This window comes from Streptomyces venetus, assembly GCF_039540295.1.
GTDB lineage: Bacteria > Actinomycetota > Actinomycetes > Streptomycetales > Streptomycetaceae > Streptomyces > Streptomyces venetus.
Map to the genome: position 1 here is coordinate 215,420 of NZ_BAABET010000014.1, position 24,631 is coordinate 240,050.

The following is a 24,631-nucleotide window of genomic DNA, read 5'->3' on the forward strand; positions in this document are numbered from 1 at the left end:
GCCCCGACGGCCCTGGCGCACCGTGACGCATGCCCGCAATGCCCGTATCCTCATCAATGCCAGATGCTCTTCCGGGCAGCGATGATCCCGGGCGCAAGCGAGGCGAAGCGTGGTTCGGTCCGGCGAGGAATTCAGGCCGGCGGGGCGTGCGAGTGACAGCACGGGGCCCGCTGGTCTCCGCGAGCGGTTTCTCCAGGGCGAGCCGGTCGACACGGGCGTGCGGCCGTCCATCCTGAACTCCTGGCAGCGCAGCCGCACCCTGGGACTGTCACCGGACCGGTCCGACCTTCCCTACACGGACGACTTCGACCCGGGTGGCCGGATCGTCCGGGCGGCCGTCCCGGTGATCGACCGTCTCCAGGACACGTTCTCCGGCAGCCAGGTCAACATCTCGGTGGCCGACGCGAACGGCACGGTGCTGCTGCGCCGCTTCGGGGATCCCTCGATGGCCAGGAGCCTCCCGCCGATCCAGGTGGTCCCGGGGTTCGTGTTCGCCGAGCAGGTCGCCGGCACCAACGGCATCGGACTGGCCCTGGCGGAGCGGCAGCTCATCCGCGTCTACGGCGCCGAGCACTTCGCGGAGCGCGCCCAGTCCAACGCCTGCGTCGCGCTGCCCGTGCGTGACCCGCTCAGCGGGCGCATCGAGGGCGTCCTGTGCCTCGGTTATCCGCGCGGCTTCGAGCACCCCGCCCTGAGTGCGGAGATCCGCCGGGCGGCCGAGACCATCGAGCGGCGGCTGCTGGGGCAGAGCTCCGCGCACGAGCGGGCCCTGCTGCGGACGTACCTGGCCGCCGGGGCCGACCTGCGGCACGGCCTCGCCATGGATGCGCTGGCCGACGCGTTCCACCCCCGTGACCAGGCGATCCTGACGGAGAAGGCCGCCGAACTGATCTCGCGCGCGCAGCGGGCGGCCGTGGAGGTGACCCTGCCCGACGGCCGGCGTGTGACGCTCGTGAGCCGCCCCATGACGAGTGCCTCGGGCGTGCGGGGCTTCGCCGTCGAGGCCATGCTGCCCGGCACCACCCGGGCGGGGGGCCACCTCGTCCTCCCGCACCAGGCGGACGAAGTGCCGGACCTCGCCGCCCTCGCCCTCGCCCCGGGGCCCGCTCGAGAGTCGCTCACCCTGCCGCCGGAGCCTCTCCCCACCGCGCCCGGACCGGCGATCGGGCCTGCCGCCGACCGAGCCCCGGCGGAGTCCGGCGCCATCGTCACGCCCAACGGTGACCGCGGCTCGGCGCAGCCCGGCGCCACGGTCGCAGCGGACGGCAACGGCGCGGCGGCGGAGTTCGGCGGCACCGTCACGGTCGGCGGCGGGGGAGGGCCGGGCGACCACCCCGGATCACCGTTCCCGGCCCGGGGGCTCGTCATGGTGGGGGAGCCGCACGTCGGGGCCTACGCCCTGGCGGCCCGCCGGCGTCTGGAGCTGCTGTCCGAGGCCAGCGCCCGCATCGGCACCACCCTGGACGTACGCCGCACCGCCGAGGAACTGGCCGAGACGGCGGTCCCGCGCCTCGCCGACCACGTCACCATCGACCTGGCCGACGCCGTCCTGCGCGGCGAGGAATCCACCGACCCCCTCGCCGACCTGCGGCGCACGGTGGTCCACGGCATCCGTGCGGGGCTGCCCTTCACCCCACCCGGCGAGCGCAGCGACTTCGGCCCGACCGCTCCCCAGCTGCACAGTCTGACCAGTGGCGAGGCGGTGCTGGAACCCGACCTGGGGGCCGCCGCGGGATGGCTGGCTCAGGACCCGGAGCACACCGGACACCTGCTGGCCCACGTCCACTCCCTCATCGCGGTGCCGCTGCTCGCCCGCGGTGTCGTCCTGGGCGTCGCCAGCTTCTACCGCGCCGGGGGCGCCTTCGGGGACGACGACTGTTCGCTCGCCCAGGAACTCGTCGCCCGTGCCGCCCTGTCCATCGACAACGCCCGGCAGTACACCCATGAACGCGCCATGGTCCTGGCCCTGCAACGCAGACTCCTCCCGCACGGGCTGCCCGACCAGGACGCCGTCGAGGTCGCCCACCGCTACCTGCCCGCCGAGTCCGACGTAGGCGGGGACTGGTACGACGTCATTCCCCTCCCCGGTGCACGCGTCGGGCTCCTCGTCGGCGACGTCGTCGGCCACGGCATGCTCTCCGCGGCCACCATGGGCCGGCTGCGCACCGCCGCCCGCAGCTTCGCCGAGCTCGACTTCCCCCCGGACGAGGTCCTCACCCACCTGGACAACCTCGTGGGCCGGCTGGACCGCGAGGACCCCGACGGCAAGGGCGCCGGGGTGATCGGCGCGACCTGCCTCTACGCCATCTACGACCCCACCGTGCAGCGGTGCCTGATGGCGCGCGCCGGCCACCCGCCGCCCGCGCTCGTCCACCCCGACGGCGCCGTGTCCTACCCCGACCTGCCGGCCGGGCCCCCGCTCGGCCTCGGCGGGCTGCCCTTCGACGCCGCCGAGATCGACCTCCCCGAGAACAGCCAGCTGGTCCTCTACACCGATGGGCTCATCGAGGACAGGCACCGCGACGTCGATGTGGTGCTGGAGCAGTTGCGCACGGCCCTGGCTCACCCGGAGCGCCCGCCCGAGGAGACCTGCCAGGCAATCCTGGACACCGTGGCGCCCGTGCACCCGAACGACGACATCGCCCTGCTCGTCGCCCGCGTCCACGCCCTGGACCCCGCCCGGATCGCCGCCTGGGAGCTGCCCGCCGACCCGGCGGTCGTCGGCGACGTCCGGGCGTCCGCGCTGCGGTGGCTGGCCGACCGGGGGCTCGACGAGACCGCGTTCGCCGCGGAGCTCATCCTCAGCGAGCTGATCACCAACGCCATCCGGCACGGCGCCGGGCCCATCCGGGTGCGGCTGCTGTACGGCCGCACCCTCGTCTGCGAGGTCTCCGACGCCAGCAACACCGCTCCCCATCTGCGCCGGGCGGCCAGCACCGACGAGGGCGGACGCGGCCTGTTCCTCGTCGCGCAGCTCTCGCAGAGCTGGGGCACGCGCTACCTCCCGGAGGGCAAGGTCATCTGGGCCGAATGCGGGCTGGAAGCGGCGTGAGGCGTCCGCCTGCCCGGGTGCGTCACGGCAGCCGATAAATGCCCGAAATGCTGTAATTTGATCGGGTGTGCGACGCTCCCGACACGCCAGCGAAGGCGCCTTCGCCCTCCGGGCCCGAACCCCTGGTCCGCATCCGCGGGCTCGGCAAGCGGTTCGGCGGGACCGTCGCGCTGGCCGGGGTCGACCTCGACGTCCACGCCGGCAGCGTGCTCGCCCTCCTCGGGCCCAACGGCGCCGGGAAGTCCACGCTCATCAAGGTGCTCGCCGGTGTCCACCACGCCGACGCCGGCCGGATCACGGTGGACGGGCACCCTCTCGGCAGCCCCGCCGCCTCACGGAACATGTCGTTCATCCACCAGGACCTCGGTCTCGTGGAGTGGATGACGGTCACCGAGAACATCGCCCTGACCACCGGTTACGCGCGCCGCACCGGGCTGATCTCCTGGCGCCGCACCCGTGAGCGCTGCGTGGACGCGCTGCGGATCGTCGCCGCGCACCTCGACCCCGACGCGCCGGTCTCCGGGCTCGCGCCGGCCGACCGCTCGCTGGTGGCGATCGCCAGGGCGCTCGCGGCCCGCGCGAAGCTCATCGTCCTCGACGAACCGACCGCCCGCCTCCCGGCCGCGGACAGCGCCCGGCTCTTCCACGTGCTGCACGGCCTGCGCGACCGGGGGCACGCCATCCTCTACGTCAGCCACCGCCTGGACGAGGTGTACCAGGTCGCCGACACCTTCGCCGTCCTGCGCGACGGCACGCTCGTCAGCCACGGCCGGCTCGCCGGCCACAGCCCCGCCCGCCTGGTCCACGACATCGTCGGCGAGGAGGAGGAACCGGCCGCCCACCGCCCCGCCGGCACCCCGGCCGGCACACCGGCCGTCCTCACCCTCGACGGTGCACGGACCGCCCGGACCGGGCCGGTCACCCTGGGACTCACCGCCGGGGAGGTCCTGGGCCTGGTCGGCCTCTCGGACGCCGGGCACATGGACCTGGGCCGCGCCCTCGCCGGGGCACAGCCCCTCCTGGGCGGGCAGGCGCTGCTCGACGGGCGGCCCTACCGCCCCCGCACGGTCGCCGAAGCCGTCGCCCGGGGAGTCGGCTTCGTGCCGGGTGACCGGCTGCGCGAGGGCTGCCTCGCCGAGCTGACCGTACGGGAGAACTTCCTGGCCAATCCCCGCGCGGGAGACCTGCGGGCACCGCGCTGGATCGGTCCCCGCCGCGAACGTGCCCAGGCCGCCGCCCTGATCGACCGGTTCTCGGTGCGCCCCCGCGACAGCGAGGTCCCCATCACCACGCTCTCCGGCGGCAACCAGCAGAAAGTCATGATCGGCCGCTGGCTGCGGACGGGGCTGCGGCTGCTGATCCTCGAGGAGCCGACCGCGAGCGTGGACGTCGGCGCCAAGGCCGCGATCCACCGCCTGCTCGACGAGGCGCTCTCCGCCGGACTCGCGGTCCTGCTGCTGTCGACCGACTTCGAGGAGGTCGCGGGCGTGTGCCGGCGCACCCTGGTCTTCGTGCGCGGCTCCGTGACGACCGAGCTGAGCGGCAGCGACCTCACCGTCGCCGGGCTGACCCGGGCGGCCTCGGCCATGCCCCAGTCCACCCCCGGGACCCCATGACGCCGCCGCCCCCTCCCGCCCCGGCCCGGCACGGCCACCGACGCCGTCGCCGCCCCGGCGGTCACCACATCGGCGCCTACGGCCTGCTCGTCCTCACCGCCCTGCTCTACCTGGTCTTCTCCCTCGCCCTGCCGGACACCTTCCCCACGCTCGCCACCGTCGACTCGATCCTGTCCAACCAGTCGATCCCGGCCGTCCTCGCACTGGCCGCCACGGTGCCCATCGTCACCGGGGCGTTCGACCTCTCCATCGGCTACGGCCTGGGCCTCGCCCATGTGATGGTGCTGCAACTCGTCGTCAACGAGGGCTGGCCCTGGCCGCTCGCCTGCCTCACCGTGATCGCCGGGGGGCTGGTGGTGGGCGTCCTCAACGGCGTCATCGTGGAGTTCGGCCGGATCGACTCCTTCATCGCCACCCTCGGCACCGGCAGCATGATGTACGCCGTGACCGGCTGGGTCACCGACGGCGGCCGGATCGTCCCCGGCCCGCAGGGCCTGCCGCCCGCCTTCACCGACCTCTACGACTCCTCGTTCCTCGGCCTGCCGGTCCCCGCCTTCTACGTGCTCGCCCTCGCAGGCGTCCTCTGGCTGGTGCTGGAGCGGCTGCCGATCGGCCGGTACCTGTACGTCGTCGGGTCGAACCCACGCGCGGCGGACCTCGTCGGCATTCCCACCCGCACCTACACCGTCTACGCGTTCGCCGCCTCGGGCCTGATCGTCGGATTCGCCGGTGTGCTGCTCGCGGCCCAGCAGCAGATCGGCAACCCGAGCGTCGGACTCGACTACCTGCTGCCCGCCTTCGTCGGCGCCCTGCTCGGCTCCACGGCGATCAAGCCCGGCCGGCCGAACGCCCTCGGTACCGTCGTCGCCGTCGCTGTGCTCGCCGTGGGCCTCACCGGCATCGCCCAACTGGGTGCCGAGTTCTGGACGGTCCCGCTGTTCAACGGCGGGACCCTGCTCATCGCCGTGGGCCTCGCCGGCTACGCCGCCCGCCGCAGGCTGCGCGGCGGTGCCGCCCGCGACGCACCCGCCGCGCCGCCCCCGCCACCGTCCTCCCCGGCGCCGGGGGACGGCACGGCGGGCACGTCCCCCTGAACCGCTTCGGCAGGCCCCGCCATGTCGATCCCCCACAGGAGCTCCCGTGCACCGCACCCGTAAGGCCGCCCCCAGCATCCGCGTCGCGCGGCTCGTCTCCTGTGCCCTGCTGGCCACGGCGACCGCCCTGGTCGGCTGCGAACGCGGCTCGTCCGAGGGCGCGGACGAGACGACGACGGGCCCGAGCGGCTGTCCCGCGGTCCAGGACCGGGCGCAGCGGGCCGTCGCCGGGGCGGAGCGCGGCGACATCCCCTGGGGCGGCCCCACCAGCGGCCCGGAGGCCGTCTCCGGCAAGACCCTCGTCTACGTCGCCCAGACCATGACCAATCCCGGCGTCGCGGGCGCCGCGAAAGGGGTGCGGGAAGCCGCGCGGGCCATCGGCTGGACCGTCCGGGTGATCGACGGCGGCGGCACCCCGGCCGGTATCCAGGCGGCCATGAGCGAGGCCGTGGCCCTGCGGCCCTCGGGCATCGTCATCGGCGGGTTCGACCCCGACTCGACGGCGTCGCAGGCCGCCCGCGCCAACGCCCAGGGCATCCCGCTCATCGGCTGGCACGCGGTCCCCGATCCCGGCCCCAGCCGGCAGCCCGACCTCTTCACCAACGTCACCACCCGGGTCCAGGACGTGGCCCGCATCAGCGCGCAGTGGATCATCTCCGACTCGGGGGGCCGTGCCGGGGTCGTGGTCATCACCGACGCGTCGATCCCCTTCGCCCGGAACAAGTCCGACCTGATCAGGAAGGAGCTCGTCCGATGCGGGGGTGTCGACGTGCTCTCGGTGCAGAACATCCCGATCCCCGACGCGAGCAGCCGCACCCCGCGGGAGATCGCCTCCCTGCTCTCCCGTTTCCAGGACCGGTGGACGCACTCCGTCGCCATCAACGACCTGTACTTCGCCGACGCCGCCCCCGCCTTCCGCGCGGCCGGTGAGAAGGGCTCCGGGCCGCCCTTCAACATCGGCGCGGGCGACGGCGACCCGTCCGCCTTCCAGCGCATCAACAGCAGGCAGTACCAGGCCGCCACCGTGCCCGAGCCGCTGTCCCTCCAGGGCTGGCAGATCGTCGACGAGTTCAACCGCGCCTTCTCCGGCCGCCCCGCGAGCGGGTACATCGCTCCCGTCCACGTCGCCACGGCCGGCAACAGCGAGGGTGCCGGCACCTGGGACCCGACGGGCTACCGGGAGGCGTACCGGAAAATCTGGGGGAAGTGAGGAAGTGCCGACCGGTCGGGGTTCCGATCCCTTCACGGAACATGCACCGAACCTCGGAATCCCTTTAAGTTTCAAACGCTAGTCTCGCGTCAGTCGAGTGGCCGCCGGGGGTCGAACCGAGCGGGGCCCGTCCACGGCGGCACTCGCACCCCCACCAGGCACAGGAGACTCGGTGTGTACGACGGCGACGTAGTGGTGATCGGCGGCGGCTACGCCGGTGTCCGGCTGGCGAAACGGCTGGACGGGACGGCCCGGGTCACGCTGGTGGACCGCAAGGAGGTCTTCTTCCACCGCGTCGCCTCCCTGCGCGCGGGGGTGCGCCCCGAGTGGACACACACGCCCTTCATCCCCTACGACCGGCTGCTGCACCGCGGCCGGGTGGTCGCCGGCAAGGTGGTCCGGATCGACACCGCCGAACGGCAGGTCGTCCTCGCCACGGGCGAGCGGCTGCCGTACGACGTGGTCGTCATCGCCACCGGCGCCGACTACCCCGAGCCGGCCCGCTTCTCCGGCACCACCACGGAGGAGGCGGCCAAGTCCTTCGCCGAACACCAGCGCAACATCGCCACCGCCGAACACGTCCTCGTCGTCGGCGGCGGCCCCGGTGGAGTCGAACTCAGCGCCGAGATCCGCCTCGCCCGGCCCGACGCCCGCGTCACCCTCGCCCACTCCGGCTCCGCGCTGCTCGACTCCACCGGCAGCGAGCGGCCGGGGCGCAGGGCGCTCGCCTGGCTGGAGTCCCACGACGTCGAGGTACGGCTCGACTCGTTCATGTCGCCCGGCACCGAGTTCGGCACCTACCGCGACGCCCGCGGCACCGTCATCGAGGCCGACCTGTCCTTCTGGGCGACCGGCACCACGCCGAACACGCTCTGGATACGCCTGGCCGGGCACGGCGACTGGCTGAACCGGACCGGGCACGTGAAGGTCGACCGGACGCTCCGGGTCGAGGGGAAGCTCGACGTGTTCGCCGTCGGCGACGTGAACGACGTCACCGAGCTCAAGATCACCCCCGCCGCCCTCGCCCAGGCGGACATCGCAGCCCACAACATCCGCGCCCACCTGAAGAGTTCGGGCAGGCACCGCAAGGAGCCGCGATCCTACCGGCCGACCCAGCGCACCCCGCTCATCGTGCCGCTCGGCCCGGCCGACGGACTGACGGTGGTGCCCGTACCGGGCGGCGAGTCCGCCGTGCTCGGCAGCCGCACCACCACCATGGCCAAGGCCAAGACTCTCATGACGCCCTACATGCGGCGCCAACTCGGGTACACGGCGGCCTGAACCGGCGCGGGCCGGGCCCGGTCCGTGATCCACCCCCGTCGTTACCCGCCGGTCGCGCCTGGGGTAGGGTCCCCACCGTTTCCGGCTACCGGCTGATGGTGTGCCGGTGCGGAGCGTGTCGGAGGGTGGCAAGACGATGGAAACCCAGTGGGGTGGCGGCGGACCCGTGGACCTGGACGACACACGGCTGGAGATGCTGAACCCCCAACCGCTGCTGACCCGGGACTACGAGACGCGCCCCGCGCTCGTGTACGAGCGGCTGCGACAGCAGCACGGCCCGGTCGCGCCGGTCGACCTCCTCGGAGTGCCCGCCTGGCTGGTCCTCGGCTACCGCGAGTCTCTCCAGGTGCTCCAGGACGACGACGGCTGGCCCAAGGGCCTGGAGAACTGGCGTGCCCGCACCGAGGGCAGGGTCCCCGCCGACTGGCCGCTCGGACCGTCCCTGGAGGTCAACCACATCCTGATCCAGGGCGGCCCCGGGTACCGGCCGCTGCGGACCGCGTGGGACGTCGCCCTCAAGCCGTTCCAGGACCCGCGGCACCCCCAGGCCAAGCGCCTGAAGGCCGCCGTCACCGCGTACGCCGACGAGCTGATCACCCTGGTCGGGCAGGGCGGCCGGACGGGTGTGGCGGACCTGTCCGCGCAGTTCTCCCGGCCCCTGCCGCTGATGGTGGCCAGCCATCTGCTCGGCTTCCCCGGCTCGCAGGGCGACGACGCGCTCATGGACATGTGGCGCGTGCTCGACGCGGGCCCGGACGCCGAGGCCGCCCTGGAGCGCCTGCTCGCCACCCTGGCGGAACTGGCCGCGCTGAAGCTGCAGAAGCCCGGCGACGACTTCCCCTCGTACCTGCTGGCCGCGCACCCGGACCTGTCGCTCGACCACCTGGCCCGCGAGCTGTTCATGCTGCTGGGCATGACCTCCGACCACGTCGGCATCCTCATCTCCAACACCGTCGTCGAGGTCCTCTCGGGCGAGGGCAGCGTGCGGGCCAGCCTGTCCGCGGGGATGGTCAGGGAGTCCATGAACCGGGTGGTCATGCGCAAGCCGCCGCTGGTCAACTTCGTGCCGCGGTTCGCCGCCCGGGACACCCCGCTCGGCAATTACACGATCCGGGCCGGAGACCCGGTGTGGGTCTCCCCGGGCGCCGCGCACGCGGACCCGCTCTTCGCCGACCACGTCGCCTCCGGCACCACCATCAGCACCCGGGCCCACCTGTCCTGGGGAGCCGGCCCGCGCCAGTGTCCGGCGCGCGAGCTGGCCTCCACGGTCGCGGCGGCCGGTGTGGGGCGCCTGTTCGAGCGGTTCGAGTACCTCGACCTCGCCCTGCCCGCCGACCAACTGCCCTGGCGCTCCTCGCCGTTCATGCGCGGTCTGCGCTCGCTGCCGGTGCGGTACGAACTCGCGGCGACGCCCGCGGGCCCGCCGCTGGGCGGCCCCGCGCCCGAGGCGGCCGACGAGGTCCTGCCGGATCCGTCCGCCCGGCAGCGGTCGTCGCTCTGGCGCTATCTGACCGGCCTGATACGCGGCGGGCGCTGAGGGCGCTGTCCTGCGGGCGCCGGCTCTGGGATGCTGGTGGTGGATCCCGGCACAGGGCGCGAGGGCCCGCGGGGGCCGGGCAGGTGCACCTCGATGACCTGCCCGGTTCACACCCGGCCGGACGCCACGGAGTCCGGTCGCGCCCGCCGGGACTCCGCACGGAGGCACGGCGTCATCCTCGGGGGCGCTGTGATGGTCCTGCCCGTCCACGGTCACGGAGATCGTCCCGCCCGACACCACCGCCGAGGCCGAACTCCCCGGCAGAAGGCCCCGGTTCTAGGTCGGACCGGGCGGCCACACCCTCACCGTCGAGGGCTTCACGACGCCCGCGCATCCTCCGCTGCCGCTGCGCCACCCGGCCTCCTCGCCGGAAGGAAGGACCGGCGAACGGGCCGACGGTGATCCACTGGTGAGGTGCAGAAGGCGGGCGTACCGTCGAACAGGTGGACACCGCAGGCAGCAGCCCGCAGCCGGCCTCACCACAGGGGACCACCACCAGGGAATCCGGTGGTGGCGGAAGTGCGATGGCGCTGCTGGTCATCGCCTCGTGCCAGCTGATGGTGGTCCTGGACATCACCATCGTCAACATCGCCCTGCCGCACATCCAGAGCGCTCTGGACTTCTCCACCACCAGCCTGTCCTGGGTGGTCAACGCCTACACCCTCACCTTCGGCGGCCTGCTGCTGCTCGGCGGCCGTACGGGCGACATCCTGGGCCGGCGGCGCGTGTTCATCTTCGGGGTGCTGCTCTTCGTGCTGGCCTCCCTGCTCGGCGGGCTCGCCCAGAACTCCGGTCAACTCCTCGGCGCACGGGCCCTCCAGGGCGTCGGCGGCGCCATCGCCTCCCCGACGGCCCTCGCCCTGATCAGCACGACCTTCCGCGAAGGGCCGGAACGCAACCGCGCCTTCGGCGTCTTCGCCGCCGTCTCGGCCGGCGGCGGCGCCATCGGCCTGCTCGCCGGCGGAATCCTGGTGGAGTACCTGAACTGGCGGTGGGTGCTGTTCGTCAACGTGCCCATCGGCCTGCTCATCGCGCTCGCCACCCCGCGCTGGATCAGGGAGTCCGAGCGCCACCCCGGGCGCTTCGACATCGCCGGCGCGCTCACCTCCACCGCGGGCATGGTGCTGCTCGTCTACGGGTTCATCAGAGCCGCGCAGGACGGCTGGCGTGACGCGTTCACGCTGGCCGCCTTCGTCGGGGCGGTCCTCATCCTGGCGGCCTTCGTCCTGATCGAGCGGCGCTCCAGACAGCCCATCACGCCCCTGCACATGTTCGCCGACCGCAACCGCGCGGGCACGTACGGCATCATGCTCTGCCTGGCCGCGGCGATCTTCGGCATGTTCTTCTTCCTGACGCTCTTCGTGCAGGACGTCCTGGGGTTCAGCCCCCTGCAAGCCGGACTGGCCTTCCTGCCGGTCACCGCCGTCATCGCCGTCGGCGCCGGACTGGCCTCACGGTTCCTGCCCGTCTACGGGCCCAAACCGTTCATGGTCGTGGGCGCGATCCTGGCCGCCGCCGGTCTCTCCTGGCTCACCCTGACCGACGTCCACTCCACCTACGCGGGCAGTGTCCTCGGCCCGATGCTCGTCTTCAGCATGGGCATGGGCATGGAGTTCGTGTCGCTGACCCTCATGGCGCTGTCCGACGTGCCCACCCCGGAGACCGGCGCGGCCTCCGGACTCCTCAACGCCACCCAGCAGGTCGGCGGCTCCCTCGGCCTGTCCATCCTGGTCACGATGTTCGGCACGGCCAGCACCAACGAGGCGAAGACACAGATCCCGGCCTTCCTCCAGCAGGCCACCCCGGCCGAACGGCTCCAGTTCCAGCGCACCGGGCAGTTGCCCAAGCCCTGGTCCGACGAGGTCCTCACCGCCGGCGTCTCGGCCGCCTTCATCATGGCGGCGATCTTCACCGCCATCGCCGCCCTGGTCGCCGTGTTCGTCATCCAGGTCCGCCCCTCCGACCTGGAACGCCTCAAGGGCGGAGCGGGCCCCGGCCCCATGTGAGGCCGGCGCGTCTGCGCCTGGGGTGGGGGGAGGTCTGCACGCCGGTCAGTCCCCCAGGGCGCCCGGGAGGCCGGAGGCGTCCGTGCCGAGTTTGCGGTAGACGGAGGACAGCAGGTGCCGCACGCCCTGCTCGGTGAGCCGCAGGTCCTTGGCGACCACCGCAGCCGGATGTCCCTGGACCGTCATCTCGGCCGCCCTGCGTTCCTGCGTCGTCAGCATGTCTGTCTGCGCGTAACGCAGGGGCAGCGGACGCATCCCCGCGGCGGAGAGCTCCCGCCTGGCCCGGGCGGCCAGCCCCGCGGCACCGCAGTGCACCGCTCCCTCCAGCCCCTGGTAGAGCCGGTCGGCGGCGTCGTGCAGGCGGCCCCCGCGGGCCAGCGCGGCACCATGGCCCACCAGCGCACGGGCCAGTTCGTACGCCGCGGGCGACCGCTCCAGGTGGTCGACGGCCCGCGAGTGCAGATCGAGCGCCGCCTGGCCCCCCGTCACCTCGGCCTGGGCGTGCAGCGCCTGGCCGATCGCGGACGCCGCACCGAAGTCCCGGGCCCGCTTGACGGCGTCCTGGGCGTGGAGGACCGCCTGGTCGGGAGCGGTGCGCGCGAGCGCCGAGGCCAGACCCAGCTGCCAGGGACACCACGCGGGGTTGTGCCAGTCCCGCGAGTCCAGCCAGTCCCCGACCTCGGACAGCAGGCGCGCCGCCTCGGCGAGCCGCCCCTCCGCCAGGAGCAGTTCGGCGTACACCGTGCGGGGATCGGGGAAGATGACGGCGTTGGGAACGATGTCGCCGTACTGGTGGGTGTCGGCGAGCCGGCGCGCGTCGGCGGTCCGCCCACGGGCCAGCAGGATCTGGATGAGAATGCCGATGGCGAACCACTGGGCGGGCACCGCTCCTTCGACGCGCTCGGCGGTCTGCAGCCCGGCCCGGACGAGTTCCTCGGCCTCGGGCAGGCAGCCACGGCGGTAGCGGATGTAGCCCAGGAGCGTCTGGCCCTGCGCCAGGTGGGAGCCGCGCCACCCCCTGCGCTCGCACTCGGCCATCCCGCGGGTGAACAGCTCTTCGGCGCGCCCCGGCTGGTCGCAGTACATGAACAGCAGGGCGACCGCGACGGGCACCTCGAAGCCGCGGTTCTCGTCGGTCCAGCTCATCCCTCCGCGCAGGGCCTCCTCGGCGTACCCGAGGGCGGTCCGCCGGGGCTCGCCGCGCAGCAGGGCGTCCCACGCCCGCAGACCGAGGATGTAGCGCTCCTCCAGGCCGCGCCCGGTCAGCTTGTCGGCCAGCCGCGCCAGCCGGCGTGAGCGGGCGGACGAGTCGGGCTCGTCGGCGCGAAAGGCGCTCCACACGAAATGGTCTGCCTGCATGCGCAATCTGACGCGGGCGTTGGTGGTGCGCCGGGCCTCGTCGGCGGCCACGGCCACGGTCGCGGCCTCGGTCAGCCGGTCGGTGTGGGCCAGTGCCTGGGTCAGCCGGTAGACGATGGAGGCCCGCAGGTCGGGATCGATGCCGGGCCTCTTCAGCGCCTCCCGGAGGTGGTTGACCGTCGCCGTGGGCTCGATCAGGAAGGTCGAGCAGGCCAGTTCGTGGAGCAGGGCGGCGCGGTCCTCGGCGGGCGGCGGTTCCCGCAACGCGCGGGTCAGCACGCGCCGGGCGGCCTCCGGTGCCCCGGCACGGAGGTACTCGCGCGCGGCGGCGCGCAGGCAGGCGACCGTCTCGGGCCGGTCGTCGCAGGGCACCTCCAGCAGGTGCCGGGCGGCGGTGGTGGGATCGGACCAGACCGCCTGCGCGGTGTGGGCGGCCGCGTCGTGCATGCCGACGCGCAGACCCGAGGGGATGTCGCGGTAGATCGTCGTGGCGATCAGCGGATGGACGAACTCCAGGCTGCCCGCCGGCTCGTCGGCGTCCGTGAGGATGCGGCACGCGCGCAGCTTCTCGGTCGCCTCGGCGGCCTCCGCGCTGCCGACCACCGCGAGACCGGCGGCCGCCTCCGGTGAGAAGGGCCCACCCAGGACCGCGCCCGCCCACGCGAAGCGGACGGTGCTCGGGCCGAGCCGCTTGAGGCGCTCGATCAGGCCGGGGCCCTTGACCGCCGCGGCGAGATGACGCATCACGGGCAGATCGGCCCGGGTGCCGCTCACCCCCCGCTCGCGGAGCCTGATGGCCAGTTCGACGGCCTCGAAGGGGCTCCCGCCGGTGACCGTCCAGCACTCGCCGCAGAAATCGTCCTCGGCTTCCTCGCCCACCGCGTCCCTGATGATCCGCGCCACACCGGCCTCGCCGAGCGGGGACAGCAGGTGTGGGCGCTGCTCGTGGCGTTCGACGAGCGTGCGGAAAGAGGTCGCGTCGCGGGGGAGTTCGTCCGGCCGGTAGCCGACCACGACCAGGAGAGGGAGGTCCGCGATCCGGGGCGCGAAGGAGGCGAGCCAGTCGAGGGATTCGGTGTCGGCCCAGTGCAGGTCGTCCAGGAGAAGGACGACGGGCGCGTTCGTCATCGTCAGGCGCGTCATGACCCAGTCGAGGCCGTCGCGCACTCCGGTCGGGTCCGGCACCCGGTCGGGGTCCGTCGCCTCGAGACCGAGCGCGGCGCCGACGATGTCGTACCAACTGCCCAGGAACCTCCGGCGTTTCGTCTCGCTCATTCCCGCCAGGGTGGGCTGCATGATCTGGCGGACCACCCGGAAGGCCAGGCCCTGCTCGTTCTCGCCGCCCCTGCCCGAGAACACCGTGACCCCCTGCACGGCGGCGCGGGCGCGCGCAGCCGCGATGAGGGTCGTCTTGCCCAGCCCGGCCTCCCCCGTGAAGGCGAGCAGCCCGCCGCGCGGTACCCGGGTCCTGCCGTCGGCGGTGTCACACAGCGCCGCCAACGCGCGGTCGATGGACCGGAGTTCCTCGTCGCGCTCGAGGAGAGGCCGGTGTGCGGTGGTCGGTTGCCGCAGCCCATGGGTCATCTGGTCTACCGCTTCCTGTCGTTGCTCCCCGCCGGACGGGGCGAGCGTACGCTCATACGCAGGCCCCTTGGCCGGGTCGGAACAGCAGGTAGACAGGGAGGGTGAATTTCCCGCGGATGCGCTTCGAGTCTCAACTTTTCGGGTAGCCTGCTCTGTTTCCGCCCCATTCGGGAACCCTGTGGCGGAGGCGACCGGTCCGGCAGCCCGTCAGAGTCCCGCGGGTGCCGCCAACGTGTCGGCGTACCGCGGCACGGTACGGGACCAGAAGTAGCAGCCGCGGATCCAGCCGGCCATGCCCTCCACGTAGCCGGCGCCGGACGGGCTCAGCTCCGGCCTGATCTCCCCGTAGAGGTCCTCGAACTCGCGGATCGTCCTGTTGATGTGCTGTACGGCCAGGGTGACGGCCGCCGGCAGGGAACACCGGTGCGTCCGCCGGTAGGCGAGGGCCAGGTTGATCATGCCGCCCGCCCGCTGCTCCTTCACCGCGGAGAAGAGGTCGGGTATCCACACCGCCGCATCGGCCGACAGCCGGCTCAGACGTCGCATGACGGGATGGTGGAGTTCCTCCGGGGCCAGTTCGCACCGCTGCGCGGCCTCGCACAGGGGGTAGAACGGCTCGACGCCCGCGATGAGGGAACGGATGGACCGGCACAGCCCGCTCTCCACCGGGGCGGGATGGGCCTGGGCCACCGCTTCGTACAGCAGGCCGTGCACGTACTCACGGCTGTTCCAGGCCCAGCGTGCGGCCTGGGCGGGTGTGCACCGCTCCTGGACCTGTCGGTGGAGGTCGGCCAGGGCCGCCCCGAGCGGGGTGGTGGGCGGTTGGCCGTCGCGCAGGATCGCGACGCTCTCGGACAGCATGGGCAGCAGCCGGCCGGGCGAGTGCCGGCCGATGTCCTCCGCCCGGTCGTCGAAGACGAACTGGTAGGCGATCTGGTTCGCCACGATCTGGAGGAGGCCGGAATCCATGTCCGGGCCGTTGAAGGACGCGAGTTCGGCGGGCCGTGTGCAGGAGATCATGGCCGCCACCGCCGGGTCGTCGGTCAGCCCCCATGTGCTCAGCCAGTGGTCGACGCCTGCCGCCGCGTCGGACGCGTGGGGATTGCGCTCGAACGGGAAGGGCATGTAGAGCTGCGCGTCGATCAGCTCCCTCAGATCGACTGCCGGTATTCCGTCCCGCGCGGCGAGCGCGATTTCCTCATGTGTCGTGGACATCGTTGCCACCTGCTGTTCGGGAGTTGTGGACGACGGGTGCGGCGGCTTTCCGGGGCGCGCGGGAGTCCACCTGCCAAGGTGTGCCGGCCGGCCGCCCCGCCCGTGGTTCGCAGGACATCACCAAGTTCCGCGGGCCCAACGAGGCGGCGGGGCGCAGCCGTTCCTCGTAGCCCGGCAGATGGCGCAGTCGCCAGTGGCGGGCGATGAACGCGATGGCCGCTGTGGCCTCCGCCAGGGCGAGTGACTCTCCGAGGCACTTCCGGCGGCCCGCACCGAACGGCATCATCGCCGCGAGGTGGGCCGCGTCGGTCCGGCCGGGCAGCCAGCGGTCGGGGAGGAACCGGTCGGGGTCGGGGAACAGAGCGGGGTCGTGGTGCAGAAGATACGGACTGAACATGACGGTGGCGCCCTGCGGCAGACGGTGCCCGGCGAGCTCCGTCTCCTTAGTGGCGACGCGGGTGAACAGCCAGCCGGGTGGGCGGTGGCGAAGGGTCTCGGTGAGGACGCGCCGCGTGTGTTCGAGACGTGGCAGCTCGTCGGGGCCGGGCGGCCGCCCCGAGGCGAGCACGGCGTCGGCTTCGGAGTACAGGCGGCGTTCCTGCTCGGGATGGAGCGCCACGAGTGCCAAGGCCGAGGAGAGGCACAGGGCGGTGCTCTCGGCGCCGGCGAACAGCAGTGTGATCACCTGGCCGTGTACTTCCTCGTCGCTGATCGCCGTCTCCCCGCCGTCGCCCCGCGCGGCCGCCAGCAGGACCCCCAGCAGATCGTCCCGGTCGTCATGGGCAGAGCCTCGCCGGCGCTCGGCGACAGTCGCGTCGACGATCGCGCGCAGGCGGGCGGAAGCGTGGCGGTAACGCCGGTTCGCCGGCGTGGGAACACGGAACAGGGCGTCGACCGGCATCACCGTCCGGAGGAACATGCCGCGGACCACGGTGACCAGGCACCTGCGCATCTCGAGAGCCGTCGCCGGGTCGAGCGAGTCGGAGAAGAGGACGCGGCTGACCACGCGGGTCGACAGGTCCAGCATGGCCGCGCTGATGTCGACCGCCTGTCCGTCCCGCCACGTCCGGCACACCGACTCCACTTCCTCGCCCATCATCCGCACCTGGTCGGCGACGCGGGCCTTGCGGAATCCGGGCTGGAGCAGCCTGCGCTGGCGCCGGTGATCCCGCTGGCGGCAGGTACCGACGCCGTCCCCCAGCAGTGTCCGCAGTCTGTCGTAGAGCGGGCCGCCCTTGTCGAAGGTGTCCGGGTCCCTGAGTACCTGGTGGACCAGGTCCGGGTGACAGGCCATCCAGGCACGCTGCGGACCCAGGCGTATTTCGACCAGATCGCCGTACGCGGGCAGAGATTCCAGAAAAGCCAGCGGCCGGCGCACCAAGGCGATACCGTGGCCGAGGAATGGGAATATGCCTGGAGCAGTGCCCACTGTCCAATCTCGGGCCGGTCCGGGAACGGAGCCGATCATCGAATACCACCTGCCTCGGTTGGTACACGGGACTGTGGTGCGGTTGCACCCAGTTGATAGTCGTCTCAGTCCTGCCCAGTGGAATCCGCCCAGGGCTCGAAGAATCCTTTCTTCGTAGGGGCGCACGGATGCACGCAGGGGCATCGAGCGAATCACGATTGCTGCATGCGTCCCGTTTCTTCCTGCTTTTCTGTGCACGGAGAAATCTGTGTTCCGTCTGTGCCCCTGAGGTGAGCCGGGCGCCGGCACGCCCGCGCGGACATCCTCGGCCCGGCCACGGTGCGGATCCCGCACTCCTCAGGGCCGGTCGGGCGCGTCCGCCCCCGTCGGCAGCGGTGGCTCCGACTCGACGCGTCGCAGCTCCTCGTCGGTGAGGAGGCGGGAGCGGAGCAGGAAGCGGACGCCTTCCGGAGCCTCCAGGGAGAAGCCGCTGCCGCGTCCGGGCACCACGTCCACGGTGAGGTGGGTGTGCGACCAGTACGCGTACTGGTCGGCGCTCATCCAGAACGGGGTGTCCCCGGCCACTCGTCCGAGCAGGATGTCCGAGGCACCGACCCGGAACTCGCCGCGCGGGTAGCACATCGGGGCGCTGCCGTCGCAACAGCCGCCGGACTGGTGGAACATCACCGGCCCGTGCGTCCCGGTCAGCTGCCGCAGCAGGTCCTCGGCGGCGGGGGTCAGTTCGACCCGTCCCGTGCGGGTGGGGCGGCTGGTCATGCGATCACTCCTGGCGGCTAGGGGGCTTTAGGGGTGTCCAGCCATGGTCGCCCGAAATACGCTGACGGGGAATGCCGGCCGCATTCTGTCCGAATTCCCCGTGTGGCTAGGCGTCGTGCGATCGCCACCCCCGGGTGGCCGATGGCAGCACACGCCGAGAGGAGTTCCCCGCATGAGCGTGGCCCAGCCCAATGTGGTTCTCCGAGGCTGTCCCTCGTCCTACCTCGCCGAGGACGAGCGCGTCCGGCACGTGCCGGACCCCGGCGACAGGCTGAAGTTCTATCTCGGCAACCGCTACGAGCATTTCGTACCGACCTCGGAATGGGAGGTCCACGACGGCGTGCGCCTGCGCGTCTTCGTCTGGACGGGAGCCACCAGGCCGGCCGAGTGAGAATGATCCCCGTACACAGAACGACGGCGGCGCCCGCCCGGGCCGCCGCCGTCGCCGTTGTCCGTGCCTGAGCACGGGCGCACGAGAACAGGAAGGCACCATGACCGCCACCGATCCGTGGATACGACGCTTCTTCCCGAACCCCGACGCCCCCGTGCACCTGGTCTGTCTGCCGCACGCGGGCGGTTCGGCGTCCTTCTTCCGGCCGGTGGCCCAGGCGCTGACGCCCGAGGTCGAGGTGCTCGCCGTCCAGTACCCGGGCCGGCAGGACCGCCACCAGGAGCCGATGATCGACACCATCGGCGCTCTCGCCGACCACGTGTCCCGGGCCGTGACGCGCGCCGTCGACCGTCCCTTCGCCCTGTTCGGGCACAGCATGGGCGCCACACTGGCCTTCGAGGTAGCCGTACGGCTGGAGCAGGCCGGGCGGTTCGCCGAGCGGCTCTTCGTCTCGGGCCGCCGCGCACCGTCGTGCCGGCGGGACGAGCGGGTGCACCAGCGCGACGACGCCGGGATCATCGCCGAACTGCGCGGACTCAGCGGCACCGACCAGCGGGTCTTCGGAGACGACGACCTGATGCGCATGGTCCTGCCGGCCGTCCGGAACGACTACCGCGCGGCCGAGACCTACGTGTGCGCGACGGACCACCGGCTCAGCAGCCCCGTCACCGCGCTGACCGGAGACGGCGACCCCAAGGCGAGCCACGACGAGGTACGCGCCTGGCGCGCCCACACCACGGGCGACTTCGAGATGGTGACGTACCCCGGCGGCCACTTCTTCCTCGTCGACCACGCACCGGACGTCATCCGCGTCATCGACGAGCGTCTGACGCGGCCCGCCCGGGCACCTCGCTGAGGCCGCCCCGAGCGGGGGGCCGCCGGGCCAGCGCCCGGTCCACCAGGGCACCGGCGGCCCCCGTGTAGCCGGCCGGATCGCACAACCGGTCCAGCTCCTCAGGGGTGAACACCCCGGCCAGCTCCGGCAGATGCGCCAGCACGTCCGGCAGCGGCCGCCCCGACCCCGAAGCCAGCTCCGTCGCCATGCTCAGCAGCCGTTTCGCGGCCGCCTTGCCCAGCCGCGGCGCCAGCGTCGCGGCGAGCCGCTCGGACACCAGGGCGCTACCGATGAGCGCCACGTTCTGCCGCATCCGCTCCGGCCGGACCTCGAGACCGGCCGTCAGCTCCACCGCGGTGTGCGCCGCCCCGCCCGTCAGCCGCAGGCACTCCCGCAGCAACTGCCACTCCGCGTGCCACGGCCCCGCCGACCGCTCGTCCTCGGTGACCAGGCACTGCGTGAGGCCGGCCGCCAGTACCGGCACCTGAAGCGCCGCGCTGCGCACGAGAGTCGCCAGTACCGGGTTGCGTTTCTGCGGCATCGCCGAGGAGACCCCGCGCCCCGCCGCGGACGGCTCGGCCACCTCGCCCACCTCCGTGCGCGTCAGCGACTGCACGTCCACCGCCAGCTTGCCGAGCGCGCCCGCGGTGAACGCCAGGGCCGCCGCGAGGTCCGCGATCGGGCTGCGCAGCGCGTGCCACGGCACCGCCGGACCGGCCGCCAGCCCCGTCTCCGCGCCGAACGCCTCCGTCAACTCCGCCACATACCGCGCCACATCGAGATCCGACCCGCTGTCCCTGTCGCTGTCGCTGTCCCGGCCCCTGTCGTCCCGGGCCGTGGCCCCGCCGGAACGGACCTCCGCGCGGCCGTCGATCCGGGCGTACTCGACATAGCCGGCGAGCGTCCCCGCCGAACCGCCGAGTGACACCGGAAGCGCCACCAGCACGAGCTCCAGCCGGCGATCCGCGTCCAGCAGCAACTGACGCCACCCCGCGGCCTTCACCCCGAACGTCGTGGGAACCGCGTGCATCGCCAGCGTCCGGCCCGCCATCAGGGTGTCCCGGTGCTCCCCGGCCAGCTCCGCCAAAGCCTCAGCAGCCCGCCCCAGATCGGCCCGGATGATGCGCAGCGTCCGGGCGGCCACCAGCATCGCCCCCGTGTCCAGCACGTCCTGACTGGTCGAACCCCGGTGCACGTACTCGGCCGCGACGGGATCCTCCCGCTCCACCACCCGGCTCAGCGCCTGCACCACGCCCACCACCGGGTTGGCCGTCTCCCGCGCCGCGAGCGCCAGGCCCCGCACGTCCAGAAGCTCGGCGCGGGCGAGCCGGCTGATGGTCCCGGCCGCGGAACGCGGCACCAGACCCAGAGCGGCCTGCGCCCGCGCCAGCGCCGCCTCGGCGTCCAGCATGGCCTGGAGCCACGCCCCGTCGGACACCGCGGCCTCGGCCGGCGTCCCCGCCCGCACCGGGGAGAGCAGACCGGCGTCCAGCAGGGGGCCACCGTCCCCGTTCTCCGGCGCGCTCACACGATCACCCCGAGCAGATCCGTGTCCGTCATCGACCGGCGCACCGAGGGCGGCACATGCGCCACGGGCGGCAACCCGGTCACCGCCCGCGCGATGGCATCCGAGTCACTGATCGTCACCGAGTCGACCCCCGGCCGGACCCCCGCCGCGGTCACCCAGTGCACCGACTCCGTCGGCACCCCGAAAGCGAATCGCCGCGGATGCGGCCGGCCACGAGCGTCCAGCAGGTGGTACGGCCGCTCGGCCACCGCCAGCCCGCCCGTCTCGTACGAGGCGCCGCAGCTGGACCGGATCCGGTACGGCCCGACCTGCTCCGTGGCCAGCAGGTGCCGCAGCAGCGGATCGTCGGTGCGGCGCAGGTCGGGCTCCGGAAGCCGGGCCTCGATCAGCGCCCGGCTCCGGACCGGCGGGCCCGGCACGAACGCCGACTCCGCGACGAACGACGGGTCGGCCGTGTCGAACCGGATCTCGGTCCCCGGCCCCGTCAGCTCCAGCAGCCCCGCCTCGATCAGCGCGATCATCTCCGCGATGCGGGAGGCCGGCGGGCCGATCGACAGGAACGCGTTGAGCGGTGTGTACCACCCCTCCAGGTCGTCCCGGTGCGAGTTGCCCTCCAGACCCCCGTGGTCCACGGCCAGCCGGATCTCGTTGCGCAGGTCCCGCAGCACGTCCAGCGCCGCCTTGAGCGGGCCGTTCACATTGCCGCTCCGCGCCGCCTCGAGGTCGTCCCGCAGATGGTCCAGCAGCCAGGCGCGGAACTCCGCCCGGTTTTCGAAGCGTTCCCCGCGGCACGGCTGCGCGATCCGCTCCCAGTCCCAGCGGTCCGCCACGGCGATGCCGAACTCCTCCAGCAACGGCGAGGTGTCGCCGTTCACCGGAACGGCCAGGAACCGCTCCTCGAACGCCGCCCGTTCCGCGCCCCGCCCGCGGGCCTGAAGCAGCGTGGCGTAGTAGACGCCCTCCACCTCCCGGCAGATCAGCGGCCACAGATCGGTACCGAAGTGCACCCGCTCCCCGTCCACACCCCGGGCCCGCAACGCCGCCGCGTGCTCCGCCGTCAGCAGCCGCGCCCGGTGCCGCCCGAACGGCCCCTTCTGGTTCTCGCCGCGCGCATGATACGGAACACCGCGCCGCGAACTGGCGTACATCACCGGTTCCTGCCCGGACGGCCGGTACACCAGGCGGCCGCCCTCCTCATGGAAGGAACCTCCCCGCCCCACGGTGAACAGGGCCATGTAGTCGAAGAAGTTGAGCCCCAGCCCGCGCAGCAGCACCGGGCTGCCCGGCTCGACGCCGCTCAGGTCGACGTCCGCCGGGTTGGCGGGCGTCACATAGGTCAGGTAGTGGATACGGGCCAGGGTCGCGGTGCGTTCCTGACGCGGTGTGAGCCTGCTCGGCACGTGCCCCTGGGCCAGCACGATGGCGTCCAGGCTGTTCAACCGGGTGCCGCACGCCAGCCGCACCCCCTGCGGCCCGCCGGGCACGCCGTGCGTGTCGGCCATCGCCACCGCCTGAGAGGCATGCACCCGCACGGTGACGTGCGGCGGAGCGCCGGCCACGATCCGCTCGAAGCAGTCGTTGAGGTAGTGGCCGTAGAAGGCCCGCGTCGGATAGGAGTCCGGCCCCAGCGACTTCGCCTCGCCCAGCGTCTCCGCGTCGTAACCGCCCCTGCCCGCCAGCGGCCCCAGCAACGCCAGCTGCTTCGCCCACGCGTACAGGCTGGGGCCCGGCTCGACCGGACCCTCGATCCGCGTGCTCTCGTCGGAGTAGATCGTCACCTGCGACGCCACCGTGTTCATCAGCAGATGGCGGGACTGCTCAGGACGCCACACGCGTCCGGCGCCCGGCGGCCACGGGTCGACGAGGTGCACCAGCACGGCGGACGAGGACGGCGCCGCCCGCTCGTTCGCGCACAGCCGCTCCAGCACGGACAATCCGCGCGGACCCGCGCCGACGATGCAGATCTCCATGGTGCCGTTCATACGGACGCTCCGTCCCGGTGCCTGGGAATCCGGCCGCCGGAATCGTCGCGAGGCCTTTCCGCGCAGGTCAACCGAGCCCTTTCGGATCCGTCAAGTCGTCCCGGACGCGCATTCCCGGAACCCGCACCCCTGCCTCGTCCGGCCACGGCGCTTAGGGGGGTACCAGGGGTTGTCCGTGATCCTCCTCCCTGCCGAGGATCGGAATGCCGAGAGCCGGAGGCCGGAATTCGCGCTGCCGTTTTCAGGATCTCGCGCCGGGTCAGGTCGGGTCGGAAGGGATTGCACCTCATGACGGACGAGCGGAAAGTCGTTGAATACCTGCGGCGAGTGACAGCGGATCTGCATGAGACACGGCAGCGCCTTTCCGAGGTCGAGTCGAACATGCGGGAGCCGATCGCGATTGTCGGTATGGCGTGCCGTTATCCGGGTGGGGTGGGTTCGCCGGAGGATTTGTGGCGGCTGGTGGCCGGGAGTGTGGACGCTACCTCGGAGTTTCCAACGGACCGGGGGTGGCCGGAGGACTTGTACGACCCGGATCCGGATGCGTCGGGGAAGTCGTATGTGCGGCGTGGTGGATTCCTGGGCGATGTCGCGGGATTTGACGCGGACTTCTTCGGGATCTCGCCGCGTGAGGCGTTGGCGATGGATCCGCAGCAGCGGTTGCTGCTGGAGGTGGCGTGGGAGGCGCTGGAGCGGGCGGGGCTGAAGGCGGAGGAGCTGCGGGGCAGCCGCACCGGGGTCTTCGTCGGGGCCTCGACCTCCGGCTACATACCCGAACTCGACCAGGCCCCGGACACCGTCGAGGGCTACACCCTCACCGGCAACCACGCCAGCGTCCTCTCCGGCCGGGTCTCGTACTTCCTCGGCCTTGAGGGCCCCGCAGTGACGGTGGACACGGCCTGCTCCTCGTCGCTGGTCGCTCTGCATCTGGCGGTACAGGCGCTGCGGCAGGGGGAGTGCTCCCTCGCGCTCGCCGGCGGCGTCACCGTGATCACCAACCCCACGGCGTTCGTGGAGTTCTCCCGGCAACGGGGCCTGGCCGAGGACGGGCGCTGCAAGCCGTTCTCCGCCTCGGCCGACGGCACGAGCTGGGCTGAGGGCGTGGGCGTGCTGGCGGTGGAGCGGCTGTCGGACGCGAGGCGTCTCGGGCATCGGGTGCTGGGTGTGGTGCGTGGCTCAGCGGTCAACCAGGACGGCGCGAGCAGCGGACTGACGGTGCCGAACGGTCCGTCGCAGCAGCGGGTGATCCGGGCGGCGTTGGAGAACGCGGGCCTGCGCGCGGCGGATGTGGATGTGGTGGAGGCGCACGGTACGGGCACCAAGCTGGGTGACCCGATCGAGGCGCAGGCGCTGATCGCCACGTATGGGCGGGAGCGTCCTGAGGGGCGTGCGTTGTGGTTGGGGTCGGTGAAGTCGAACATCGGTCACGCGCAGGCGGCCGCGGGTGTGGCGGGTGTGATCAAGATGGTGATGGCGTTGCGGCAGGGGGAGTTGCCGCCGTCGTTGTACGCGGGTGAGCCGACGCCGATGGTGGACTGGTCCGCCGGATCGGTGTCGTTGCTGGCTGAGAGGGTCGCCTGGGCGCGCGGGGAGCGGGTGCGCCGGGCCGGTGTGTCGTCCTTCGGCGTGAGCGGGACGAATGCGCACGTGGTGGTGGAGGAAGCCCCCGAGGAGGAGAAGCAGCCCGAAGTCGTGATCCGCAGTTCCGGGTTGGTGTCGTGGGTGGTGTCCGGGGCCAGTGCGGGTGGGCTGCGCG

Annotated in this window: 16 protein-coding genes; 10 read left to right on the forward strand and 6 right to left on the reverse strand. The window is 72.6% G+C overall.

Annotated features, from left to right (window positions below):
- The first annotated feature begins 109 nt into the window (after window positions 1–109).
- The 7 genes from ABEA82_RS35945 (at window position 110) to ABEA82_RS35975 (ending at window position 11,796) form a co-directional block, all read left to right on the forward strand.
- Entirely contained in the window at window positions 110–3,052 is a 2,943-nt protein-coding gene (locus ABEA82_RS35945) for a SpoIIE family protein phosphatase (protein WP_425588589.1), read from the forward strand.
- 65 nt (window positions 3,053–3,117) lie between these two features.
- Complete coding sequence (locus tag ABEA82_RS35950; protein WP_345665949.1) at window positions 3,118–4,668, forward strand: sugar ABC transporter ATP-binding protein; 1,551 nt, start codon at window positions 3,118–3,120, stop codon at window positions 4,666–4,668.
- Window positions 4,665–5,762 (forward strand): ABC transporter permease, encoded by a 1,098-nt coding sequence (locus ABEA82_RS35955; RefSeq protein ID WP_345665950.1) that lies wholly within the window; start codon window positions 4,665–4,667, stop codon window positions 5,760–5,762. Before ABEA82_RS35950 ends, ABEA82_RS35955 begins: the two co-directional genes overlap by 4 nt.
- A 46-nt stretch (window positions 5,763–5,808) precedes the next feature.
- Window positions 5,809–6,972 (forward strand): substrate-binding domain-containing protein, encoded by a 1,164-nt coding sequence (locus ABEA82_RS35960; RefSeq protein WP_345665951.1) that lies wholly within the window; start codon window positions 5,809–5,811, stop codon window positions 6,970–6,972.
- A 174-nt stretch (window positions 6,973–7,146) separates the two neighbouring features.
- Entirely contained in the window at window positions 7,147–8,253 is a 1,107-nt protein-coding gene (locus ABEA82_RS35965) for an NAD(P)/FAD-dependent oxidoreductase (RefSeq protein ID WP_345665952.1), read from the forward strand.
- Between the two features lie 136 nt (window positions 8,254–8,389).
- A complete protein-coding gene (locus ABEA82_RS35970; protein WP_345665953.1) occupies window positions 8,390–9,790 on the forward strand; it encodes a cytochrome P450 in 1,401 nt (466 codons plus the stop codon).
- A 524-nt stretch (window positions 9,791–10,314) separates the two neighbouring features.
- On the forward strand, window positions 10,315–11,796 hold the full coding sequence (locus ABEA82_RS35975; RefSeq protein WP_345665971.1) for an MFS transporter: 1,482 nt from the start codon (window positions 10,315–10,317) through the stop codon (window positions 11,794–11,796).
- Between the two features lie 45 nt (window positions 11,797–11,841).
- Here ABEA82_RS35975 and ABEA82_RS35980 read toward each other — a convergent pair whose 3' ends face one another.
- From ABEA82_RS35980 to ABEA82_RS35995, 4 genes are all read right to left on the reverse strand, one after another.
- Entirely contained in the window at window positions 11,842–14,739 is a 2,898-nt protein-coding gene (locus ABEA82_RS35980) for an ATP-binding protein (protein WP_345665954.1), read from the reverse strand.
- 207 nt (window positions 14,740–14,946) lie between these two features.
- On the reverse strand, window positions 14,947–15,954 hold the full coding sequence (locus ABEA82_RS35985) for a (-)-alpha-amorphene synthase (RefSeq protein ID WP_345665955.1): 1,008 nt from the start codon (window positions 15,952–15,954) through the stop codon (window positions 14,947–14,949).
- The gene (locus tag ABEA82_RS35990) at window positions 15,938–17,566 is read right to left on the reverse strand and encodes a cytochrome P450 (protein WP_345665972.1); all 1,629 of its coding nucleotides are present in this window, start codon (window positions 17,564–17,566) and stop codon (window positions 15,938–15,940) included. Before ABEA82_RS35990 ends, ABEA82_RS35985 begins: the two co-directional genes overlap by 17 nt.
- A 153-nt stretch (window positions 17,567–17,719) precedes the next feature.
- Window positions 17,720–18,139 (reverse strand): DUF779 domain-containing protein, encoded by a 420-nt coding sequence (locus ABEA82_RS35995; protein ID WP_345665956.1) that lies wholly within the window; start codon window positions 18,137–18,139, stop codon window positions 17,720–17,722.
- A 172-nt stretch (window positions 18,140–18,311) separates the two neighbouring features.
- Here ABEA82_RS35995 and ABEA82_RS36000 point away from each other — a divergent pair, with 172 nt between their 5' ends.
- Window positions 18,312–18,530 carry a DUF5988 family protein gene (locus ABEA82_RS36000; protein WP_345665957.1) on the forward strand — a complete coding sequence of 73 codons (219 nt, stop codon included), beginning with the start codon at window positions 18,312–18,314 and terminating at the stop codon, window positions 18,528–18,530.
- Window positions 18,531–18,630: 100 nt separating this feature from the next.
- Entirely contained in the window at window positions 18,631–19,386 is a 756-nt protein-coding gene (locus ABEA82_RS36005; RefSeq protein ID WP_345665958.1) for a thioesterase II family protein, read from the forward strand.
- Here ABEA82_RS36005 and ABEA82_RS36010 read toward each other — a convergent pair.
- Both ABEA82_RS36010 and ABEA82_RS36015 read right to left on the reverse strand, forming a co-directional pair.
- Window positions 19,343–20,893 carry a nitrosuccinate lyase gene (locus ABEA82_RS36010; protein WP_345665959.1) on the reverse strand — a complete coding sequence of 517 codons (1,551 nt, stop codon included), beginning with the start codon at window positions 20,891–20,893 and terminating at the stop codon, window positions 19,343–19,345. The genes ABEA82_RS36005 and ABEA82_RS36010 overlap by 44 nt on opposite strands.
- Window positions 20,890–22,875, reverse strand: a complete 1,986-nt coding sequence (locus ABEA82_RS36015; RefSeq protein ID WP_345665960.1) for an FAD/NAD(P)-binding protein — start codon at window positions 22,873–22,875, stop codon at window positions 20,890–20,892. The genes ABEA82_RS36010 and ABEA82_RS36015 overlap by 4 nt, the downstream gene beginning before the upstream one ends.
- Before the next feature lie 288 nt (window positions 22,876–23,163).
- Between ABEA82_RS36015 and ABEA82_RS36020 the strand changes: the two genes are divergently transcribed.
- A partial coding sequence (locus tag ABEA82_RS36020; RefSeq protein WP_345665961.1) for a type I polyketide synthase occupies window positions 23,164–24,631 on the forward strand: 1,468 nt, incomplete at its 3' end.